The sequence below is a fragment of the Knoellia terrae genome, assembly GCF_048606435.1.
In the GTDB taxonomy this organism is placed as follows: domain Bacteria; phylum Actinomycetota; class Actinomycetes; order Actinomycetales; family Dermatophilaceae; genus Knoellia; species Knoellia terrae.
This window is the reverse complement of sequence record NZ_JBMBWH010000005.1, coordinates 223,058-240,061: the sequence shown is the minus strand read 5'-3', so window position 1 is coordinate 240,061 and position 17,004 is coordinate 223,058. Positions and strand designations below refer to the sequence as shown.

The 17,004-nt window shown below is 71.5% G+C and carries 15 protein-coding genes; 14 read left to right on the top strand and 1 reads right to left on the bottom strand.

Annotated elements, in window-relative coordinates:
- Positions 1 to 171: 171 nt before the first annotated feature.
- The 11 genes from ftsZ (at position 172) to ACOJV9_RS09440 (ending at position 13,666) form a co-directional block, all read left to right on the top strand.
- Positions 172 to 1,434 carry a cell division protein FtsZ gene (gene ftsZ / locus ACOJV9_RS09490; RefSeq protein ID WP_420184956.1) on the top strand — a complete coding sequence of 421 codons (1,263 nt, stop codon included), beginning with the start codon at positions 172 to 174 and terminating at the stop codon, positions 1,432 to 1,434.
- A gap of 86 nt (positions 1,435 to 1,520) precedes the next feature.
- The gene (gene pgeF, locus ACOJV9_RS09485) at positions 1,521 to 2,243 is read left to right on the top strand and encodes a peptidoglycan editing factor PgeF (protein WP_420184955.1); all 723 of its coding nucleotides are present in this window, start codon (positions 1,521 to 1,523) and stop codon (positions 2,241 to 2,243) included.
- The gene (locus ACOJV9_RS09480; RefSeq protein WP_420184954.1) at positions 2,240 to 2,938 is read left to right on the top strand and encodes a YggS family pyridoxal phosphate-dependent enzyme; all 699 of its coding nucleotides are present in this window, start codon (positions 2,240 to 2,242) and stop codon (positions 2,936 to 2,938) included. Before pgeF ends, ACOJV9_RS09480 begins: the two co-directional genes overlap by 4 nt.
- A 54-nt stretch (positions 2,939 to 2,992) precedes the next feature.
- A complete protein-coding gene (locus tag ACOJV9_RS09475) occupies positions 2,993 to 3,469 on the top strand; it encodes a cell division protein SepF (protein ID WP_420184953.1) in 477 nt (158 codons plus the stop codon).
- Between the two features lie 45 nt (positions 3,470 to 3,514).
- A complete protein-coding gene (locus tag ACOJV9_RS09470; RefSeq protein ID WP_420184952.1) occupies positions 3,515 to 3,793 on the top strand; it encodes a YggT family protein in 279 nt (92 codons plus the stop codon).
- A 116-nt stretch (positions 3,794 to 3,909) separates the two neighbouring features.
- Positions 3,910 to 5,196 (top strand): DivIVA domain-containing protein, encoded by a 1,287-nt coding sequence (locus tag ACOJV9_RS09465; RefSeq protein WP_420184951.1) that lies wholly within the window; start codon positions 3,910 to 3,912, stop codon positions 5,194 to 5,196.
- A gap of 195 nt (positions 5,197 to 5,391) precedes the next feature.
- Positions 5,392 to 6,288: a TraR/DksA family transcriptional regulator gene (locus ACOJV9_RS09460; protein ID WP_420184950.1), complete on the top strand. Its 897-nt coding sequence runs from the start codon at positions 5,392 to 5,394 to the stop codon at positions 6,286 to 6,288.
- Positions 6,261 to 6,869: a signal peptidase II gene (locus tag ACOJV9_RS09455; RefSeq protein ID WP_420184949.1), complete on the top strand. Its 609-nt coding sequence runs from the start codon at positions 6,261 to 6,263 to the stop codon at positions 6,867 to 6,869. The genes ACOJV9_RS09460 and ACOJV9_RS09455 overlap by 28 nt, the downstream gene beginning before the upstream one ends.
- Complete coding sequence (locus tag ACOJV9_RS09450; protein ID WP_420184948.1) at positions 6,862 to 7,785, top strand: RluA family pseudouridine synthase; 924 nt, start codon at positions 6,862 to 6,864, stop codon at positions 7,783 to 7,785. The genes ACOJV9_RS09455 and ACOJV9_RS09450 overlap by 8 nt, the downstream gene beginning before the upstream one ends.
- Positions 7,786 to 7,875: 90 nt before the next feature.
- The gene (gene dnaE, locus ACOJV9_RS09445) at positions 7,876 to 11,487 is read left to right on the top strand and encodes a DNA polymerase III subunit alpha (RefSeq protein WP_420184947.1); all 3,612 of its coding nucleotides are present in this window, start codon (positions 7,876 to 7,878) and stop codon (positions 11,485 to 11,487) included.
- On the top strand, positions 11,480 to 13,666 hold the full coding sequence (locus tag ACOJV9_RS09440) for a S9 family peptidase (protein WP_420184946.1): 2,187 nt from the start codon (positions 11,480 to 11,482) through the stop codon (positions 13,664 to 13,666). The genes dnaE and ACOJV9_RS09440 overlap by 8 nt, the downstream gene beginning before the upstream one ends.
- Here ACOJV9_RS09440 and ACOJV9_RS09435 read toward each other — a convergent pair.
- Positions 13,598 to 14,485, bottom strand: coding sequence for a universal stress protein (locus ACOJV9_RS09435; protein ID WP_420184945.1), 888 nt, complete (start codon positions 14,483 to 14,485; stop codon positions 13,598 to 13,600). The genes ACOJV9_RS09440 and ACOJV9_RS09435 overlap by 69 nt on opposite strands.
- A 225-nt stretch (positions 14,486 to 14,710) precedes the next feature.
- On the opposite strand from ACOJV9_RS09435, the gene ACOJV9_RS09430 reads away from it, so the two are divergent.
- The 3 genes from ACOJV9_RS09430 to ACOJV9_RS09420 all read left to right on the top strand — a co-directional run bounded on the left by ACOJV9_RS09430 (position 14,711) and on the right by ACOJV9_RS09420 (position 16,965).
- Positions 14,711 to 15,364, top strand: a complete 654-nt coding sequence (locus tag ACOJV9_RS09430) for a SatD family protein (RefSeq protein ID WP_420184944.1) — start codon at positions 14,711 to 14,713, stop codon at positions 15,362 to 15,364.
- Positions 15,361 to 16,125 (top strand): hypothetical protein, encoded by a 765-nt coding sequence (locus ACOJV9_RS09425; protein ID WP_420184943.1) that lies wholly within the window; start codon positions 15,361 to 15,363, stop codon positions 16,123 to 16,125. Before ACOJV9_RS09430 ends, ACOJV9_RS09425 begins: the two co-directional genes overlap by 4 nt.
- A 66-nt stretch (positions 16,126 to 16,191) precedes the next feature.
- Complete coding sequence (locus tag ACOJV9_RS09420) at positions 16,192 to 16,965, top strand: hypothetical protein (protein ID WP_420184942.1); 774 nt, start codon at positions 16,192 to 16,194, stop codon at positions 16,963 to 16,965.
- Positions 16,966 to 17,004 lie beyond the last annotated feature (39 nt).

Below are 17,004 nucleotides of genomic sequence, written 5' to 3'. Positions count from 1 at the left end.
GTCTTTGCATCGTGACGAACCGACGCCTAGCGTCACGTCAACGGATCGAGACCAAACCGTGACTCTTGACTTGAGGTCGAGGCTTGCGCCACGGCTTCCACACCCTCCCGCTGGGGCGGGACCCCCACCCAGCACACACGACGTCAGCACATCTCAGGAAAGGCCCACATCGTGGCAGCACCACAGAACTACTTGGCCGTCATCAAGGTCGTCGGCATCGGTGGCGGTGGTGTCAACGCCATCAACCGGATGATCGAGGTCGGCCTCAAGGGTGTCGAGTTCATCGCGATCAACACCGACGCGCAGGCGCTCCTCATGAGCGACGCCGACGTCAAGCTCGACGTCGGTCGCGAGCTCACCCGCGGCCTCGGCGCCGGCGCCGACCCCGAGGTCGGCAAGAAGGCCGCCGAGGACCACGCCGAGGAGATCGAGGAGGTCCTCAAGGGGGCCGACATGGTCTTCGTCACGGCGGGCGAGGGTGGTGGCACCGGCACCGGTGGCGCCCCCGTCGTCGCACGCATCGCCCGGGGCCTCGGTGCCCTGACCATCGGCGTCGTCACCCGCCCGTTCACCTTCGAGGGTCGCCGTCGCGCCAACCAGGCCGAGTCCGGCATCGCCGGGCTGCGCGAGGAGGTCGACACCCTCATCGTCATCCCCAACGACCGGCTGCTCTCCATCAGCGACCGCGCCGTCTCGATGCTCGACGCCTTCCGCAGCGCCGACCAGGTGCTGCTCTCCGGTGTCCAGGGGATCACCGACCTCATCACGACGCCGGGCCTGATCAACCTCGACTTCGCGGACGTCAAGTCCGTGATGCAGGGCGCCGGCTCCGCCCTCATGGGCATCGGCTCGGCCCGCGGTGAGGACCGTGCGGTCCAGGCCGCCGAGCTCGCCATCTCGAGCCCGCTGCTCGAGGCGAGCATCGACGGCGCCCACGGCGTGCTGCTCTCGATCCAGGGCGGCAGCGACCTCGGTCTCTTCGAGATCAACGAGGCCGCCCGCCTCGTCCAGGAGGCCGCGCACCCCGAGGCCAACATCATCTTCGGCGCGGTCATCGACGACGCGCTCGGCGACGAGGTCCGCGTCACCGTCATCGCCGCCGGCTTCGACGGTGGCACCCCGGCCAAGCGCCCCGACGAGCGGCACATCGGCAGCATCCAGGGCCCGAGCAGGTCGCAGCAGGCGGCCGGCCAGGGGCAGCAGGCGGCGGTGGCCGACCGCCAGCCCCAGCGCCCGAACCAGGCCGAGCCGGCCCGCCAGCAGGCGCCGGCCCAGCCCGTGCCGGTCGCCGTGCCGGCCGGCGACGGGCAGCGCCAGCCGGCTCCGACCAGCGCGAGCAACGGCCACGCGGACCCGGAGCACCGCCCGACCCCGCCGCGCACCGTCACCTTCGACGACGGCGACGACCTGGACGTGCCCGACTTCCTCAAGTGAGGGACCGCCTCACCTGAGGCGCAGGGCTCCAGCTCCCGAGGGCGACCGGTTCCACCGGTCGCCCTCGGCGCGTCTACGGTGGACGGGTGTTCTTCTGGCGTGACGACGTGGGCGGCATCCGCCGGGCGTTCACGGACCGCTCCGGTGGCGTGAGCGAACCGCCGTATGGCGGTCTCAACCTCGGTGGTCACGTCGGCGATGCGGCGGCTGCCGTCCGCGAGAACAGGTCTCGCGTGGCAGCCGGGATGGGCGTCGAGCCCGAGCGCCTCGTCCTCATGGACCAGTGCCACGGCGCGGACGTGGCGGTCGTCTCCGAGCGACCCGACGGGCCGCTCGCCGTGGACGGCGTCGTCACGGCGCAGGCCGGGCTGGCCCTCGCCGTCCTCGTCGCCGACTGCACGCCGGTCCTGCTGTCCGACGACGAGGCCGGGGTCATCGGGGCCGTGCACGCCGGGCGGCCGGGGATGACGTCGGGCATCGTGCCGCACGCGGTCTCGACGATGCGCGACGTGGGGGCGACCCGGATCCGCGCCGTGGTTGGCCCGAGCGTGTGCGGCCGGTGCTACGAGGTGCCGCTCGACATGCGCGAGCAGGCCGCATCGGTGAGCCCCGAGTCGCGGGCGGTCACGTGGACGGGGACGCCGGCGATCGACGTGGCCTCGGGCGTCGTCGCCCAGCTCCGGGCGGCCGGCGTGGACGACGTCACCTGGGTCCGCGGCTGCGCCCGCGAGGAGCTATCCCTCTACTCCTACCGTCGCGACGGGACGACCGGGCGGTTCGCCGGGGTCATCGTCCGGGGCGAGGCATGACCTCCCGCCCCGACGAGCTGGCCGGCAACCTCGCCGCGGTCCGCGAGCGGATCGACGCGGCCGCCACCGCCGCGGGGCGTCCCGCCGGCGACATCGAGCTCGTCGTCGTGACGAAGTACTTCCCCGCGAGCGACGTCGACCACCTCGTCGACCTCGGGGTGCGCCACATCGGGGAGAACAAGGACCAGGAGGCCCGGGCCAAGGTCGGCGAGCTCGCCCGCCGTGACGAGGTCACCGTGCACTTCATCGGCCAGCTCCAGTCCAAGAAGGTGGGCCACGTCGCGGCGTATGCCGACGTCGTCCAGTCGGTCGACCGCCCCAAGATCGTGCGGGCGCTGGACCGCGGCGCCGAGCGCGCCGGACGCCGCCTCGACGTCCTCGTCCAGGTGGCCCTCGACGCCGCCGACGGCCGCGGAGGCGCCCAGCCCGACGACGTGGGGTCACTGGCCGACCTCGTGGGGGAGGCGGGCCACCTGCACCTGCGCGGGGTCATGGCCGTGGCCCCTCGCGAGGGCGACCCGCGCGCCGCGTTCGCCCGCCTGCGGTCGGTGGCGGACGGCATACGGGCGAGGCATCCGGAGGCGACCTGGGTCTCGGCCGGGATGAGCGGCGACCTCGAGGAGGCCGTCGCCGAGGGGGCGACACACCTGCGTGTCGGGACCGCAATCCTCGGAACTCGTCCGCCCCTTGGGTAACTTCGGTGTCGGACAGACGGCCACCCCGGTCGCCGATTCGTACTAGGAGTACTCATGGCTGGCGCCCTGCGCAAGACGATGGTCTACCTCGGCCTGGCCGAGGACGAGGGCCGTTACTACGACGAGGCCTATGACGAGTACGACACCGACGACGCCGTCGAGGCCGAGGAGCCCCGCGAGCGGGCCGCCGAGGTGACCCCCCTCAACCGTCGCAGTGTCGCGCAGGTCGTGCGCACCCACGAGGCCACCGGCATCTCGCGCATCACGACGATCCACCCGCGCACCTACAACGAGGCCAAGACCATCGGGGAGAACTTCCGCGAGGGGACGCCGGTCATCATGAACCTCACCGACATGGACGACGCCGACGCCAAGCGCCTCGTCGACTTCGCCGCCGGTCTCGTGTTCGGCCTGCACGGCGCCATCGAGCGCGTCACCGCCAAGGTCTTCCTGCTCTCGCCCTCGACCGTCGAGGTCAGGGCCGAGGAGTCCGCCGCCGTGCCCGGCCGCACGCTGTTCAACCAGAGCTGACCCCCGCGTCCGCGCGGCCACAGACCGTTCACGCACACTGTCGCCATGGACGCCGTGTGGTCACTGCTCAAGCTTCTCGTCTGGCTGTACCTGCTGGTGGTGTTCGGGCGGCTCATCCTCGACTGGATCCGGGTCTTCGCCCGTGACTGGCGCCCTCGAGGCATCATGCTCGTCATCGCCGAGGCGGTCTACACCCTCACCGACCCGCCACTCAACGCGCTGCGCAAGGTGATCCCTCCGATCCGGCTCGGCGGCGCCTCGATCGACCTCGGCTTCCTCGTCCTCGTCCTCGGCCTCTACCTGCTCCTCGCGATCATCCCCTGACCCGTCGGCCCGGTCCTCGGTCTCGGAGCGCCGCCGGCCATCCTCTAGTCTGGAGCGCTGAGCCCCTGCGTCTCCCTGCCAGGGCGCGCTGAACCGATGCACACAGAGGAGTTGACATGGCGCTGTCGCCCGAGGACGTCCTCAACAAGACGTTCACGACCACCCAGTTCCGCCGCGGTTACGACGAGCGTGAGGTGGACGACTTCCTCGACGACATCGTCGCCGAGATGCGGCGGATGACCAAGGCCGAGGACGAGATCCGTCAGCAGCTCAACGACTGCCGCGAGGGGCGAGGTCTCGAGCCGGTCACCGCGGCGATGCCCGTGCCCGCCGCCGTGAGCCCCGACCGCTCCGCGGAGATCGCCACGCTCGAGGGTCGCAACTCCGAGCTCGAGGCAAGAGTGCGAGAGCTCGAGGCGCTCGAGAACCGCGAGGAGAAGTCGGACGCTCCCGACCGCACCTCCGAGCTCGAGAGCCGGATCGCAGAGCTCGAGGCCCAGCTCACCGAGTCCGAGAGCCGGCTGGCCGGCCTCCAGGGCGAGCGCGACTCCCTGGTCGGCGAGCGCGACTCCCTCGTGGGCGAGCGCGACGCCGCATCGGCGCAGCGCGAGCAGGACCAGCAGGCCGCGCACGAGCGCGCCAGCAGCGACAGCGACGAGCAGCTCGCCACCCTCAGCGCTCGCGTCGAGGAGGCCGAGCGCGAGGCGCAGGCCCGGATCGAGAAGGCGCGCGCCGAGGCCGAGCAGGCCGAGTCCGAGGCCGCAGAGCGCGTCGCCCGCAGCAACGAGCAGCAGGCCCAGCCCTCCGAGGGCTCCGACGCCGCCGCCCTCGTCGGGGCCGGCGCCATGGGGGCCGGCTCGGCGGCCGGCGTCCTCGCCCTCGCCCAGCGGCTGCACGACGAGCACGTCTCCGCCGGTGAGAGCCGCCGCGACGAGCTCCTGCGCGAGGCCCAGGCCCGTCACGACGAGCTCGTCGGCTCGGCCGAGTCGCGCCACGAGGAGCTGGTCAGCACCGGTCAGGCCCGCCACGACGAGCTGCTCAGCTCGGCGCAGTCCCAGCACGACGAGCTCGTGAGCAACGCGCAGGCGCAGCACGACGAGCTGCTGACCACCGCCCAGACGCAGCACGACACCATGCTCGCCGAGGCCAAGGCCAAGCGTGAGGAGCTCATCACCGAGGCCCGTGAGCGTTCCACCGGCATGGTCCACGAGGCGCAGCAGCGCAAGGCGGCCATCCTCCAGGAGCTCACCGAGCAGCGGACCGTCCTCGAGCGCAAGATCGAGCAGCTCCGGAGCTTCGAGCGCGACTACCGCGCCCGGCTCAAGAGCTACATCGAGAGCCAGCTCGAGGAGCTCGACCAGACCGCGGTCGACGTCGAGGAGCCCAGCGAGCAGACCACCTGAGCGGTCTCGACCGAGCACCGCCGCAGGGCACCCGGGTTCTCCCGGGTGCCCTGCGGCGTTCCTCCCGGGTATGCCGTGGGGCGGCTCTGCAGGTCATGTGGCGTTTTGCGTTGTGAAGGGCAGTCCGAGGGCTTATCCTCACCGCACGTGGTCGAGCCCTCGGGGCCCGACCTTTGTTGACGAGTGAGGACAGTCATGGCTGCCAAGCGCGCTCCCTCCGGGACCACGACGACCGGATCCGGCAAGGCGTCCTCGGCGCTGGCCGTGGTCAAGAAGGCGCTGGGCCGGACGACGAAGCCCGCTGCCGACAAGCCCGGGGCGGCGTCGACGGCCAAGGCCTCCACCACCCGGACGTCGGCGCCCAAGGCGGCGAAGACCTCGCCCGCCAAGAAGGCCGCCCCGGCGAAGAAGACCTCCGTGACCAAGGCTGCCCCGACGAAGGCCGCCCCGGCGAAGAAGGTCCCCGCGACCAAGGCTGCGCCGGCCAAGAAGGCCCCCGCGACCAAGGTTGCGCCGGCCAAGAAGGCCTCTGCCACCAAGGCCGCGCCCGCCAAGAAGGCTCCCGCGACCAAGGCCGCGCCCGCAAAGAAGGCCCCCGCCACCAAGGCCGCGCCCGCGAAGGCTGCGGCGACCTCCACGGCCCCGGCCAGCAAGAGCGTCCCCGCGGCCAAGAGGGCCTCGTCCGCCGCGGCCGGCAAGGCCAAGCTGGTGGTCCGCGAGGACGAGTCCCCGTGGACCGCGGCCGAGCTCAAGGCGGTCCGCGCCGAGATCGAGGCCGACGTCGCCCAGCTGCGTGCCGAGCTCACCCAGGCCGAGACCGAGCTGTCCGAGCTGCTGCGCGACTCCGGGGACGGTGCCGGTGACGACCAGGCCGACGCCGGTGCCAAGACGTGGGAGCGGGAGCAGGAGATCGCGCTGGCCGACAACGCCCGTGAGATGCTCCGGCAGAACGAGCACGCGCTCGAGCGCCTCGACGACGGCACCTACGGCGTCTGCGAGTCCTGTGGGCAGCCGATCGGCAAACTTCGCCTGCAGGCCGCTCCTCGTGCGACCCTATGCATGCCATGCAAGATGAAACAGGAACGCCGCTGACGCCCAGCGCCCAGTCCACCACCGCACCGGCTCGGGACGAGGTCCAGGGCCGGTCGCGGCTGTTCGGCCTCCTCGTGGCCGTCGGCGTGCTCACGCTGGTCCTCGACCAGGGCTCCAAGGTGTGGGCGCTGGCCGCGCTGACCCCGGGCGAGCCGCGCGAGCTCGTGGGCTCCCTGCTGCGGCTCAACCTCATCCGCAACCCCGGGGCCGCGTTCTCGCTCGGCGACGGGGTCACCTGGCTGCTGACGCTCGTCGCGCTGGGCATCGTCGTCTGGGTCGGCCGCGCGGCGACGCGGGTGGGCGACCGCGGGTGGGCGGTCACGCTGGGCCTGCTCCTCGGCGGCGCGATCGGCAACCTCATCGACCGGATCCTGCGTGAGCCCGGCTTCGGCCGCGGCCACGTCGTCGACTTCATCGACTACTTCGGACTGTTCATCGGCAACGTCGCCGACATCGCCATCGTCGGCGCGGCGGCGTTCGGCGCGGTCCTGGCCGTGCGCGGCATACCGCTCGAGGGTGTGACGCACGGGCGGCACGAAGCCGACCACGTCCGCACCGACGCGGGGTCGCGCGATGTCTGACGACCGCACCGTCCTCGTCCCCGAGGGCCTCCAGGGCGAGCGCGTCGACGCCGCCATGGCACGCCTGTTCGGCCTCTCCCGCACCCGTGCCGCCGACCTCGCGGCCGACGGTGGCGTCAGCGTCAACGGCGCCAGCGTCGGCAAGTCGCACCGGGTCCACGGCGGCGACATGCTCGAGGTCACCCTTCCCGGCAACGACCCCAGCCCCACCCTCGAGGTCGTCGCCGAGCCGGTGCCCGGGATGGCGATCATCCACGACGACGACGACATCGTCGTCGTCGACAAGCCGGTCGGCGTGGCCGCCCACCCCAGCGTCGGCTGGACCGGGCCGACCGTCCTCGGTGGCCTGGCTGCCGCCGGCTACCGGATCTCCACGAGCGGCGCCAGCGAGCGCCAGGGCATCGTCTCGCGGCTCGACGTCGGCACGTCCGGCCTCATGGTCGTCTGCAAGAGCGAGCGCGGCTACTCGCTGCTCAAGCGGGCGTTCAAGGAGCGCCGGGTGGACAAGACCTACCACACGCTGGTCCAGGGCCTCCCTGACCCGCTCGTGGGCACGATCGACGCCCCGATCGCCCGCCACCCGGGCCACGACTACAAGTTCGCCGTCATGGACTCGGGCAAGGCCGCCGTCACCCACTACGAGCTGATCGAGGCGTTCCGGCACGCGAGCCTGCTCGAGGTCCACCTCGAGACCGGGCGCACCCACCAGATCCGGGTGCACTTCTCGGCGCTGCGCCACCCCTGCGTGGGGGACCTCACCTACGGCGCCGACCCGACGCTGGCCAGGAAGCTCGGGCTCGAGCGGCAGTGGCTGCACGCCGTCGGGCTGGGCTTCGAGCACCCCGGCTCGGGGGAGTGGGTCACCTACGAGAGCACCTATCCCGAGGACCTCCAGAGCGCGCTCGAGCGCCTCTGAGGCGTCGGTGCGACCGTCTCACCGGTCACATCCGTCACTGCGTGGAGTGTCCGTCGGCGCTGTCGCCGGACCGACCTAGGATGGGCGGCGATGTCCTCGCCTACCTCCTCCCCAGCCCCGGACCGCACGGACAACTTCGTCCACCTGCACGTCCACACCGAGTACTCCATGCTCGACGGCGCGGCCCGGATCGGCGACCTGTTCCAGCGTGCCGGCGAGCTGGGTATGCCGGCGCTCGCCATGACCGACCACGGTTACCTCTACGGCGCCCACGAGTTCTGGCGCAAGGCCCAGGGCACCGGGGTCAAGCCGATCATCGGCCTCGAGGCCTACGTCACGCCCGGCACGCACCGCACCGACAAGACCCGCGTGAAGTGGGGCGACGAGCGCACCCGGCAGGGCGACGACGTGTCCGGCTCCGGCGCCTACACGCACATGACGCTGCTCGCCAAGAACAACAACGGCCTGCGCAACCTCTTCCGGATGGACAGCCTGGCCTCGCTCGACCAGGTCTACGCGAAGTGGCCGCGCCTGGACCGTGAGCTGCTCAGCGAGTACGGCCAGGGGCTCGTCGCGACGACCGGCTGCCCGTCGAGCGAGATCCAGACCCGGCTCCGGCTCGGCCAGTACGACCTGGCCAAGCAGGCGGCGAGCGACTACCGCGACATCTTCGGCGCCGAGAACTACTTCTGCGAGGTCATGGACCACCAGAACGAGATCGAGCGCCGCACCATCAAGGACCTCCTGCGCCTGGCCAAGGAGCTCGACCTCCCGCTGCTCGCCACCAACGACAGCCACTACACCTACCCGGAGGACTCGACCGCCCACGGCGCCCTCCTGTGCGTGCAGTCCGGGTCCACGCTCATGGACCCCAACCGGTTCAAGTTCGACGGCGACGGCTACTACCTCAAGTCCGCGGCCGAGATGCGGCACACGTGGCGCGAGTTCCCCGAGGCCTGCGACAACACGCTGCTCGTCGCCGACATGTGCGAGGTGTCCTTCACCGAGGGCGAGGGCCGCTACATGCCGCGGTTCGAGTGCCCGCCGGGGGAGAGCGAGGAGTCCTGGTTCGTCAAGGAGGTCCACACCGGGCTGCGCGACCGCTTCCCCGACGGCGTCCCCGAGTACGCCCGGAAGCAGGCCGAGTACGAGATCGAGGTCATCGCCTCCAAGGGCTACGCCTCCTACTTCCTCGTCGTCGCCGACTTCATCAACTGGGCCAAGGCGCAGGGCATCCGGGTCGGCCCGGGCCGTGGCTCCGGCGCCGGGTCCATGTGTGCCTACGCCATGAAGATCACCGACCTCGACCCGATCCCGCACGGGCTGATCTTCGAGCGCTTCCTCAACCCCGAGCGCGCCTCCATGCCCGACTTCGACATCGACTTCGACGAGCGCCGGCGCGGCGAGGTCATCCGCTACGTCACCGAGAAGTACGGCTCGGAGCGCGTCGCCCAGATCGTCACCTACGGCACCATCAAGGCCAAGCAGGCGGTCAAGGACTCCGCTCGCGTCATGGGCCACCCGTTCAACGTCGGCGAGCAGCTGACCAAGGCGATGCCGGCCGACGTCATGGGCAAGGGCGTGCCGCTCTCGGGCATCTACGACCCGCAGCACCCGCGCTACGCCGAGGGCAGCGAGTTCCGCACGCTCGTCGAGACCGAGCCGCACTTCAAGGAGATCGTCGAGACCGCCAAGGGCCTCGAGGGGCTGAAGCGGCAGTGGGGCGTGCACGCCGCCGGCGTCATCATGAGCAGCGAGCCGCTCATCGACGTCATCCCGATCATGAAGCGCCTGCAGGACGGGCAGGTCCTCACCCAGTTCGACTACCCGACCTGCGAGACGCTCGGCCTGGTCAAGATGGACTTCCTCGGCCTGCGCAACCTCACGATCCTCGACGACGCGATCGAGAACGTGAAGGCCAACCGCGGCGAGGACCTCGACCTCGACGCCCTGTCCAAGGACATGACCGACAAGGCCACCTACCAGCTGCTCTCGCGCGGTGACACCCTCGGCGTGTTCCAGCTCGACGGCGGCGGCATGCGCACCCTGCTCAAGCTCATGCAGCCGGACAACTTCGAGGACATCTCCGCGGCCCTCGCGCTCTACCGCCCGGGCCCGATGGGCGTCAACGCCCACACCAACTTCGCGCTGCGCAAGAACGGCAAGCAGGAGCTCACGCCCCTCGACCCGCAGCTCAAGGGCCAGCTCCAGCACGAGATGGTCGACGCCCTCCTGCCGATCCTCGGGACGACCTACGGCCTGGTGATCTACCAGGAGCAGGTCATGGAGATCGCCCAGAAGCTCGCCGGCTACACCCTGGGCAACGCCGACCTCCTCCGTCGCGCCATGGGCAAGAAGAAGAAGGAGGTCCTCGACGCCGAGTACGTCCCCTTCTCCGACGGCATGAAGGCCAAGGGCTTCACCGAGGCCTCCATCGCGGCGCTCTGGGGCGTGCTCGTCCCCTTCTCGGACTACGCGTTCAACAAGGCCCACACCGCGGCATACGGTCTGGTCTCGTACTGGACCGCCTACCTCAAGGCGAACTACCCGGCCGAGTACATGGCCGGGCTGCTCACCAGCGTCGGCGACGACAAGGACAAGTCGGCCCTCTATCTCGGTGAGTGCCGCCGCATGGGCATCAAGGTGCTCCCGCCCGACGTCAACGACTCGGTCGCGCGCTTCGCCGCCGTCGGCACCGACATCCGCTTCGGCCTGGCGGCCATCCGCAACGTCGGCCACAACGTCGTCGAGGCCATCATCGCCGCCCGCGCGGAGAAGGGCGCGTTCACCTCGTTCCGCGACTTCCTCTCCAAGTGCCCGGCGGTGGTCTGCAACAAGCGGACCATCGAGTCGCTCATCAAGGGTGGCGCCTTCGACGGGCTCGGCCAGACCCGGGCGGGGCTGCTGCGGGTGCACGAGGAGTACGTCGACGCCTTCGTCGCGATCAAGCGCCAGGAGGCGATCGGCCAGGACTCGCTCTTCGGTGCCTTCGGCGGCGCCGACGACGCCGGTGGGGGTGACGCGACGATGATGGGCCTGTCGCCCGTGCCGACGCTCGAGTGGGACAAGTCGACCCTGCTCCAGTTCGAGCGCGAGATGCTCGGCCTCTACGTCTCGGACCACCCGCTGTTCGGCGTCGAGCACGTCCTGGCGCAGCACGCCGACACCTCCATCGCCAGCCTCAGCGCCGAGGACGGCAAGCCCGAGGGGTCGATGGTCACCGTGGCCGGCCTCATCACCGGCCTGCAGATCAAGCGCACCAAGAAGGGCGACCTGTGGGCGATCGCCACGGTCGAGGACCTCGAGGGTGCGATCGAGTGCCTCTTCTTCCCCAGCGCCTACCTCACCGTGTCCACGATGCTCTCCCAGGACGTCGTCGCGGTGGTGAGGGGCAAGCTCAACCGCCGTGACGACTCGGTGTCGATCTACGCCCAGGAGCTGACCCTGCCCGAGATCACCGAGGGGCCGCGCGGTCCCGTCGTGGTCACCCTCGACACCATGCGGGCCACCACCGGCCGGATGGAGGAGCTCAAGGGCGTCCTGTCCAACCACCCCGGAGCGACCGAGGTGCACCTCAAGCTGACCAAGCCCGGACGGAGCACCCTCATCAAGCTCGACGACGCGCTGCGCGTGGACGCGACCGAGTCGCTCTTCGGCGACCTCAAGGTGCTCCTGGGCCCGAGGTGCCTCACCGGTGGCTGAGCCGACGCTGCCCACGCCCCCGCTGGCGGCCACCCGCGAGCACGTGCGCGAGCACCACGGTGACCGCGTGCTCGACCCCTACGAGTGGCTGCGCGACGGTGACGACCCCGAGGTGCTGGCCCACCTGGAGGCCGAGAACGCCTACGCCGAGGCTCGCACCGCCCACCTGAAACCGTTGCGCGAGAGCATCTTCGGCGAGATCAAGTCGCGCGTGCTCGAGACCGACCTGTCGGTGCCGGTGCGGTCCGGGCCGTGGTGGTACTACTCGCGCACGGTCGAGGGCCAGCAGTACCCGATCCAGGCCCGCGTGCCCGTGCTCGACCCGGCCCTTCGTCCGGTCGTCGAGCCCGACGAGGTGCCGGCCGGCGAGCAGGTCCTCGTCGACGGCAACGTCGAGGCCGGGGACTCGGAGTTCTTCGCGATCGGCGCGCTCTCCGTCAGCGCCGACCACGACCGCCTCGCCCTGGCCACCGACACGACCGGTGACGAGCGCTTCGACCTCGTCGTGCGCGACCTCACCACCGGCGAGACCCTCGACGAGTCCATCACCGGCATCGGCTACGGCGTCGAGTTCTCGCGCGACGGCCGCACGGTCTTCTACACCCGCGTCGACGACGCCTGGCGCCCGCACCAGCTGTGGCGGCACGTCGTCGGCACCGACCCGGCGCAGGACGTCCTCGTCCACGAGGAGGCCGACGAACGGTTCTGGATGGGCATCGGGACCAGCCGCGACGAGCGCTGGCTCATCCTCGCCCTCGGCTCCAAGACGACCTCCGAGGTGTGGCTGCTCGACGCGAGCACACCGGAGGCGGACTTCCGCGTCGTCGCCCCGCGCCGCGACGGCGTCGAGTACGACGTCGAGCCGGCCGCCGACCACCTCCTCGTCGTGCACAACACCGACAACCCCGACTCCGACCTGGCCGTGGCCCCGCTCGACGCGACGAGCGCCGACCAGTGGCGGCCGTTGCTCGAGGGACGCGAGGGCGAGCGGTTCCTCGGTGTCGACGCCTTCGACGGCGTGGCGGTGCTCGCCCTGCGGCGCAACGGGTTTCCTGCGCTCTCCCTCCTGACCGTGGACCCCACGAGCGAGAGCGGGTATGCCGCGCCCTCACCCGTCGAGTTCGACGAGCCGATCTACTCGGTCGGCCTGGGCGACAACCCCGAGCCCGGGCAGACCGCGCTGCAGGTGGTCTACGAGTCCTTCGTCACGCCGCGGACCGTCCTCGAGCTCGACCTCGCGTCAGGGGAGCGGACGGTGCTCAAGCAGCAGCCGGTCCTCGGCGACGTCGACCTGCGCGACTACGTCCAGCGCCGCGAGTGGGCGACGGCGGAGGACGGCACTCGGGTCCCGATCTCGGTGGTCCACCGGACCGACCTGCGACCGGACGGGACGCACCCCGGGCTGCTCACGGCATACGGCGCCTATGAGCACTCCAGCGACCCCTACTTCTCGGTGGCCCGCCTCTCGCTGCTCGACCGCGGCGTCGTGCACGCCACCGCCCACGTGCGCGGTGGCGGCGAGATGGGACGGCACTGGTACGACCAGGGGAAGCTGCTCGCCAAGCCGCACACGTTCAGCGACACCGTGGCCTGCGCCGACCGGCTCGTCGAGCTCGGCTGGGTGGCGCCGGACCGGCTCGGTCTCGAGGGCGGCTCCGCGGGCGGCCTGCTCGTCGGTGCGGTGGTCAACCTCGCCCCCGACCGCTTCCGGGTCGCCCACGGTGCGGTGCCGTTCGTCGACGCGCTGACCACCATCCTCCGACCCGACCTGCCGTTGACCGTGGGGGAGTGGGAGGAGTGGGGCAACCCGCTCGAGGACCCCGAGGTCTATGCCGTGATGAAGGCCTACACGCCCTACGAGAACGTCGCGGCACGCGGCTACCCCGCGATCCTGGCCACGACGAGCCTCAACGACACCCGCGTCTACTTCACCGAGGCGGCCAAGTGGGTGGCCCGGCTGCGCGCCACCGTCACCAATGACCCCGCGACCCGGCCGGTCCTCCTGCGCACCGAGATGGCCGCCGGCCACGGTGGCCGCAGTGGCCGCTACGCCGCGTGGGAGCAGGTGGCGTGGGAGTGGGCGTTCGTCCTCGACCAGCTCGGTGCGACCTCACGGCTCCCGCGGGTGCACGAGGACCAGCGGGCAGGCGGTGCGGCCCAGGAGCCGGTTCGAGACTGAGCCGAGGTGCAGGCCCGGGAAGCCTCCCGTGCCGCGGGCGCCGACGACGACGAGGTCGGCGGAATCCGCAGCCTGGATGAGCGCCGCCACCGGTGCGCTGCGCACCACCTGGTGCACGACCTTGACGGCCGGGTGCTCCGCGCTGATCGTCGAGATCTCGCGACCCACGGCCCGCTCGAGCTCTCCCTCGTATGCCGGCCAGCTCGACTCCGTCGTCAGCGTGGGGTCCTCGGGCCCCTTGGCCTCCCAGGCGTGGACCACGACGAGCTCGGCGTCGCGCTGCGCCGCGTGGTGGAAGGCGGTGCGCAGCGCTGCCATGGAGGGCTTCGAGCCGTCCACCCCGACGACGACCCGGTGGTGGAGCGCCTCGGTGTGGCCCTCGTGTCCGACGATGACGACCGGGCAGGTGGCGTGAGCGGCGACCTGCTGGGCCACCGCTCCGATGCTGGCGCGGCTGAGCAGACCATGACCGACGGCGCCGAGGACGACGAGCGCGGCGTCGTGAGAGGCGGCGACGAGGGAGCGGGAGGCGTAGCCGGGAGGCAGCGACGTCGTCACCGTAATTCCCCGGTCGACGGCGTGGGCGCGTGCCGTGGCGGTGGCGAGGAGCCGCTCTCCCTCCTCACGGATCGAGCTCTGGTCGGTCGTGCCGAAGCCGAGCATGGGGATGTCCGGCGCGAAGGCGTGGATGAGGTGCAGGCTTCGCGACCGGCGGGACGCCTCCTCTGCAGCCCAGGCCAGGGCGGCCCAGCCGTGCGCGGAACCGTCGATTCCGACGACGATGCGGGACTTGGGGACGGGTGAGGTGGTACCGCTCATCTCTGCCTCCACGAGGGGGTGGGCCGGGCGGCGGAGGTCCGGTGGGACCGAAGTCCCCGTCGTCACGGGCCGCGGGGCCCGTTATCCCATGATGGCCCTCCCACCTCTCAAGCGACAGTCCGATGGGGCGATCGCACCACATCAGCGAGGGTTCAGCCCCCGGCTTCAGGATGACGAAGTGAAGTTCATACCTGAACTCCGTGGATATGAAGGTATGATCTGAACATGGTCCACCGTCAGCTCGCACCCGTCGTCCTCATCGGGGACCTCGTGGCCTCGCGCGAGAGCCCGGACCGCCGTCGGCTGCACCGGGTGGTGGAGGCGGCGCTCGCGGACACCAACGCGCGAGTGTCGTCCGTGGAGCCGCTCGAGGTCACGGTCGGGGACGAGTTCCAGGCCGTCTACCCCCACCTCGGCGCAGCCCTCGAGGCCGCGCTCCGGACACGACTGGCCCTGCAGCCGGAGACCGAGACCCGCTACGGGATCGGCCGGGGCGCCACGACCACCCTCGACGAGGCGCGCGGCATCAAGGACGGTCCGGGGTGGTGGGCCGCTCGCCGGGCCATCGTCGAGGTGGAGGAGCAGGCGGAGCGGGGAGCGATGCAGCACGTCCACACGGCATACCGGTTGGCCGAGGGCGAGCCGGACCCCGACGGGACCGCCCTCGCGGTCGAGGCGGCGCTCCAGTGTCAGGACCACCTGGTTGGCTCGTTGTCGAAGCGGTCGGCACGACTGCTGAGAGGACTCCTCGAGGGCATGACGCAACGTGAGCTGGCGGCAGCCGAGGGCATCAGCCCGTCGGCGGTGTCGCAGCGCGTTCGCGCCGACGGACTCGCCGTCATCGTCCGGTGCCACGAGCTGCTGAGGAGCCTGCCGTGACCTGGCTCGCGGTGTGGCTGCTCGGTGTGGGGGTCGCCGACCTGCTGCGGTCCGTGGACCAGCGCCACGTCCGTCGCGCCGCGGTGCCCGCCGGCGCGGTGACCGTGGTCGCGGTGGGGCTCCTCGCCGGTCTCTCCGGTGCTGCCGACCTCGTCGCCCTCCTCGCGTCCGTCGTGCCCCTCGCCGGGTGGGTGCTCCTGTCCGAGCGCTCGCTGAGGCGCGGTGGCGGACATGCGCAGGCGCTCCTGCTGCTCGGCGGCACCGCCGTCGCCCTCGTCGCCACGTCCGGGTTCGCCTCGACCCCCGGTGGCCCGCTGGGCCGGTGGCTCGACTGGGCCGACCTGCCCCTCTCCGGTGACCGACCCGTCGCTCGCCTGCTCCTCGTCGTCGGGCTGTTCGTCGCCAACCTCGCCACCGGCAACGTCATCGTGCGCCTCGTCCTCGTCAGCGTCGGTGCCCTGCGCCCGTCGGCCACCGGCGGAGCGACCGGCGCCCAGCCGTCCGAGAAGCTCAAGGGTGGGCGGCTCCTCGGACCCATGGAGCGCGTCTTCATCCTCGGGCTGGGGCTCGCCGGCCAGGTGACGGCCGCGAGCATCGTCATCGCCGCCAAGGGTCTCATCCGCTTCCCGGAGCTGCAGTCGGCCAAGGACGACGCGACGAGCGTCAAGGGCGACGGCATCGACGAGGTCACCGAGTACTTTCTCGTCGGCAGCTTCGTCAGCTGGCTCGTCGCGATGGGGTCGCTCGCACTCACCCGTTGAGGCGTCGGCCGGGGCATGCTGGGGGGAAGGCCGCGGCGCGGGCCCGGCCGGACCTCAGGAGGAACAGTGGGACTTCTCGACAAGCTTCTCGGCCGTGAGCCCCGGCAGCAGCACGACCAGTACGGTCAGGCGCCCGGAGCCGCTGGTGGGTCCTGGTCCACACCCGGGCCGCAGACCTCGCAGCAGGGGCAGCCGTTCCAGGCGTCGTCACCCGGCGGCGGTGGTGCGGCTTCGGAGGACCAGCGCGCCGTGGCCCGATACCGCTACCTGCTGCGCACCGCCCCTCCGGAGTCGCTGGAGCAGGTCCACGCCGAGGCGTTCGCCCGCCTCACCCCCGAGCAGCGCCAGCAGGTGCTCACCGAGCTGACGCAGGGAGCTCCGCAGGGGGAGGCCCCGGCCAGCGCCGAGCCGCACGACCTCGCCCGGGCCGCGACCCGGGCCGAGATGCGACAGCCCGGGACCCTCGAGCGCACGTTCGGCCGCGGCTCGTTCGGAGGCGGCTCGGGGATGGGCATGGGCGGGATGATGATGGGGTCGATGATGGGCACCATCGCCGGTGTCGTCGTCGGGTCCGCCATCGCCAACACGCTCTTCGACGGCTACGGCGACTCGCCGGAGGCCGCCGACGCGGGGGAGGCCGGCGCTGAGAGCGGCTCCGAGAGCGGCTCCGACGGCGGTGACGCGGGGGGTGACGGTGGCGGTGACGCGGGCGGCGATGCGGGCGGTGGCACCTGGGGCGACGGGGGTGGCTCGGACTACTCCGCCGGCTCGGACTTCGGTGGGGGGTCCGACTTCGGTGGTGGCGACTTCGGCGGCGGGGACTTCGGGGGCGGCTTCTGATCGACCCGCGCCGGGACGGCATACGCGATGGTCTAGATT

Excerpts from the sequence above, each read along its gene's own strand:
- ACOJV9_RS09475 (WP_420184953.1), top strand. The coding sequence starts at position 2,993 with ATGGCTGGCGCCCTGCGCAAGACGATGGTCTACCTCGGCCTGGCCGAG.
- ACOJV9_RS09470 (WP_420184952.1), top strand. The coding sequence starts at position 3,515 with ATGGACGCCGTGTGGTCACTGCTCAAGCTTCTCGTCTGGCTGTACCTG.
- dnaE (WP_420184947.1), top strand. The coding sequence starts at position 7,876 with ATGTCCTCGCCTACCTCCTCCCCAGCCCCGGACCGCACGGACAACTTC.
- ACOJV9_RS09465 (WP_420184951.1), top strand. The coding sequence starts at position 3,910 with ATGGCGCTGTCGCCCGAGGACGTCCTCAACAAGACGTTCACGACCACC.
- ACOJV9_RS09460 (WP_420184950.1), top strand. The coding sequence starts at position 5,392 with ATGGCTGCCAAGCGCGCTCCCTCCGGGACCACGACGACCGGATCCGGC.
- ACOJV9_RS09480 (WP_420184954.1), top strand. The coding sequence starts at position 2,240 with ATGACCTCCCGCCCCGACGAGCTGGCCGGCAACCTCGCCGCGGTCCGC.
- ACOJV9_RS09455 (WP_420184949.1), top strand. The coding sequence starts at position 6,261 with ATGCAAGATGAAACAGGAACGCCGCTGACGCCCAGCGCCCAGTCCACC.
- ACOJV9_RS09430 (WP_420184944.1), top strand. The coding sequence starts at position 14,711 with ATGGTCCACCGTCAGCTCGCACCCGTCGTCCTCATCGGGGACCTCGTG.
- ACOJV9_RS09435 (WP_420184945.1), bottom strand. The coding sequence starts at position 14,485 with ATGAGCGGTACCACCTCACCCGTCCCCAAGTCCCGCATCGTCGTCGGA.
- ACOJV9_RS09450 (WP_420184948.1), top strand. The coding sequence starts at position 6,862 with ATGTCTGACGACCGCACCGTCCTCGTCCCCGAGGGCCTCCAGGGCGAG.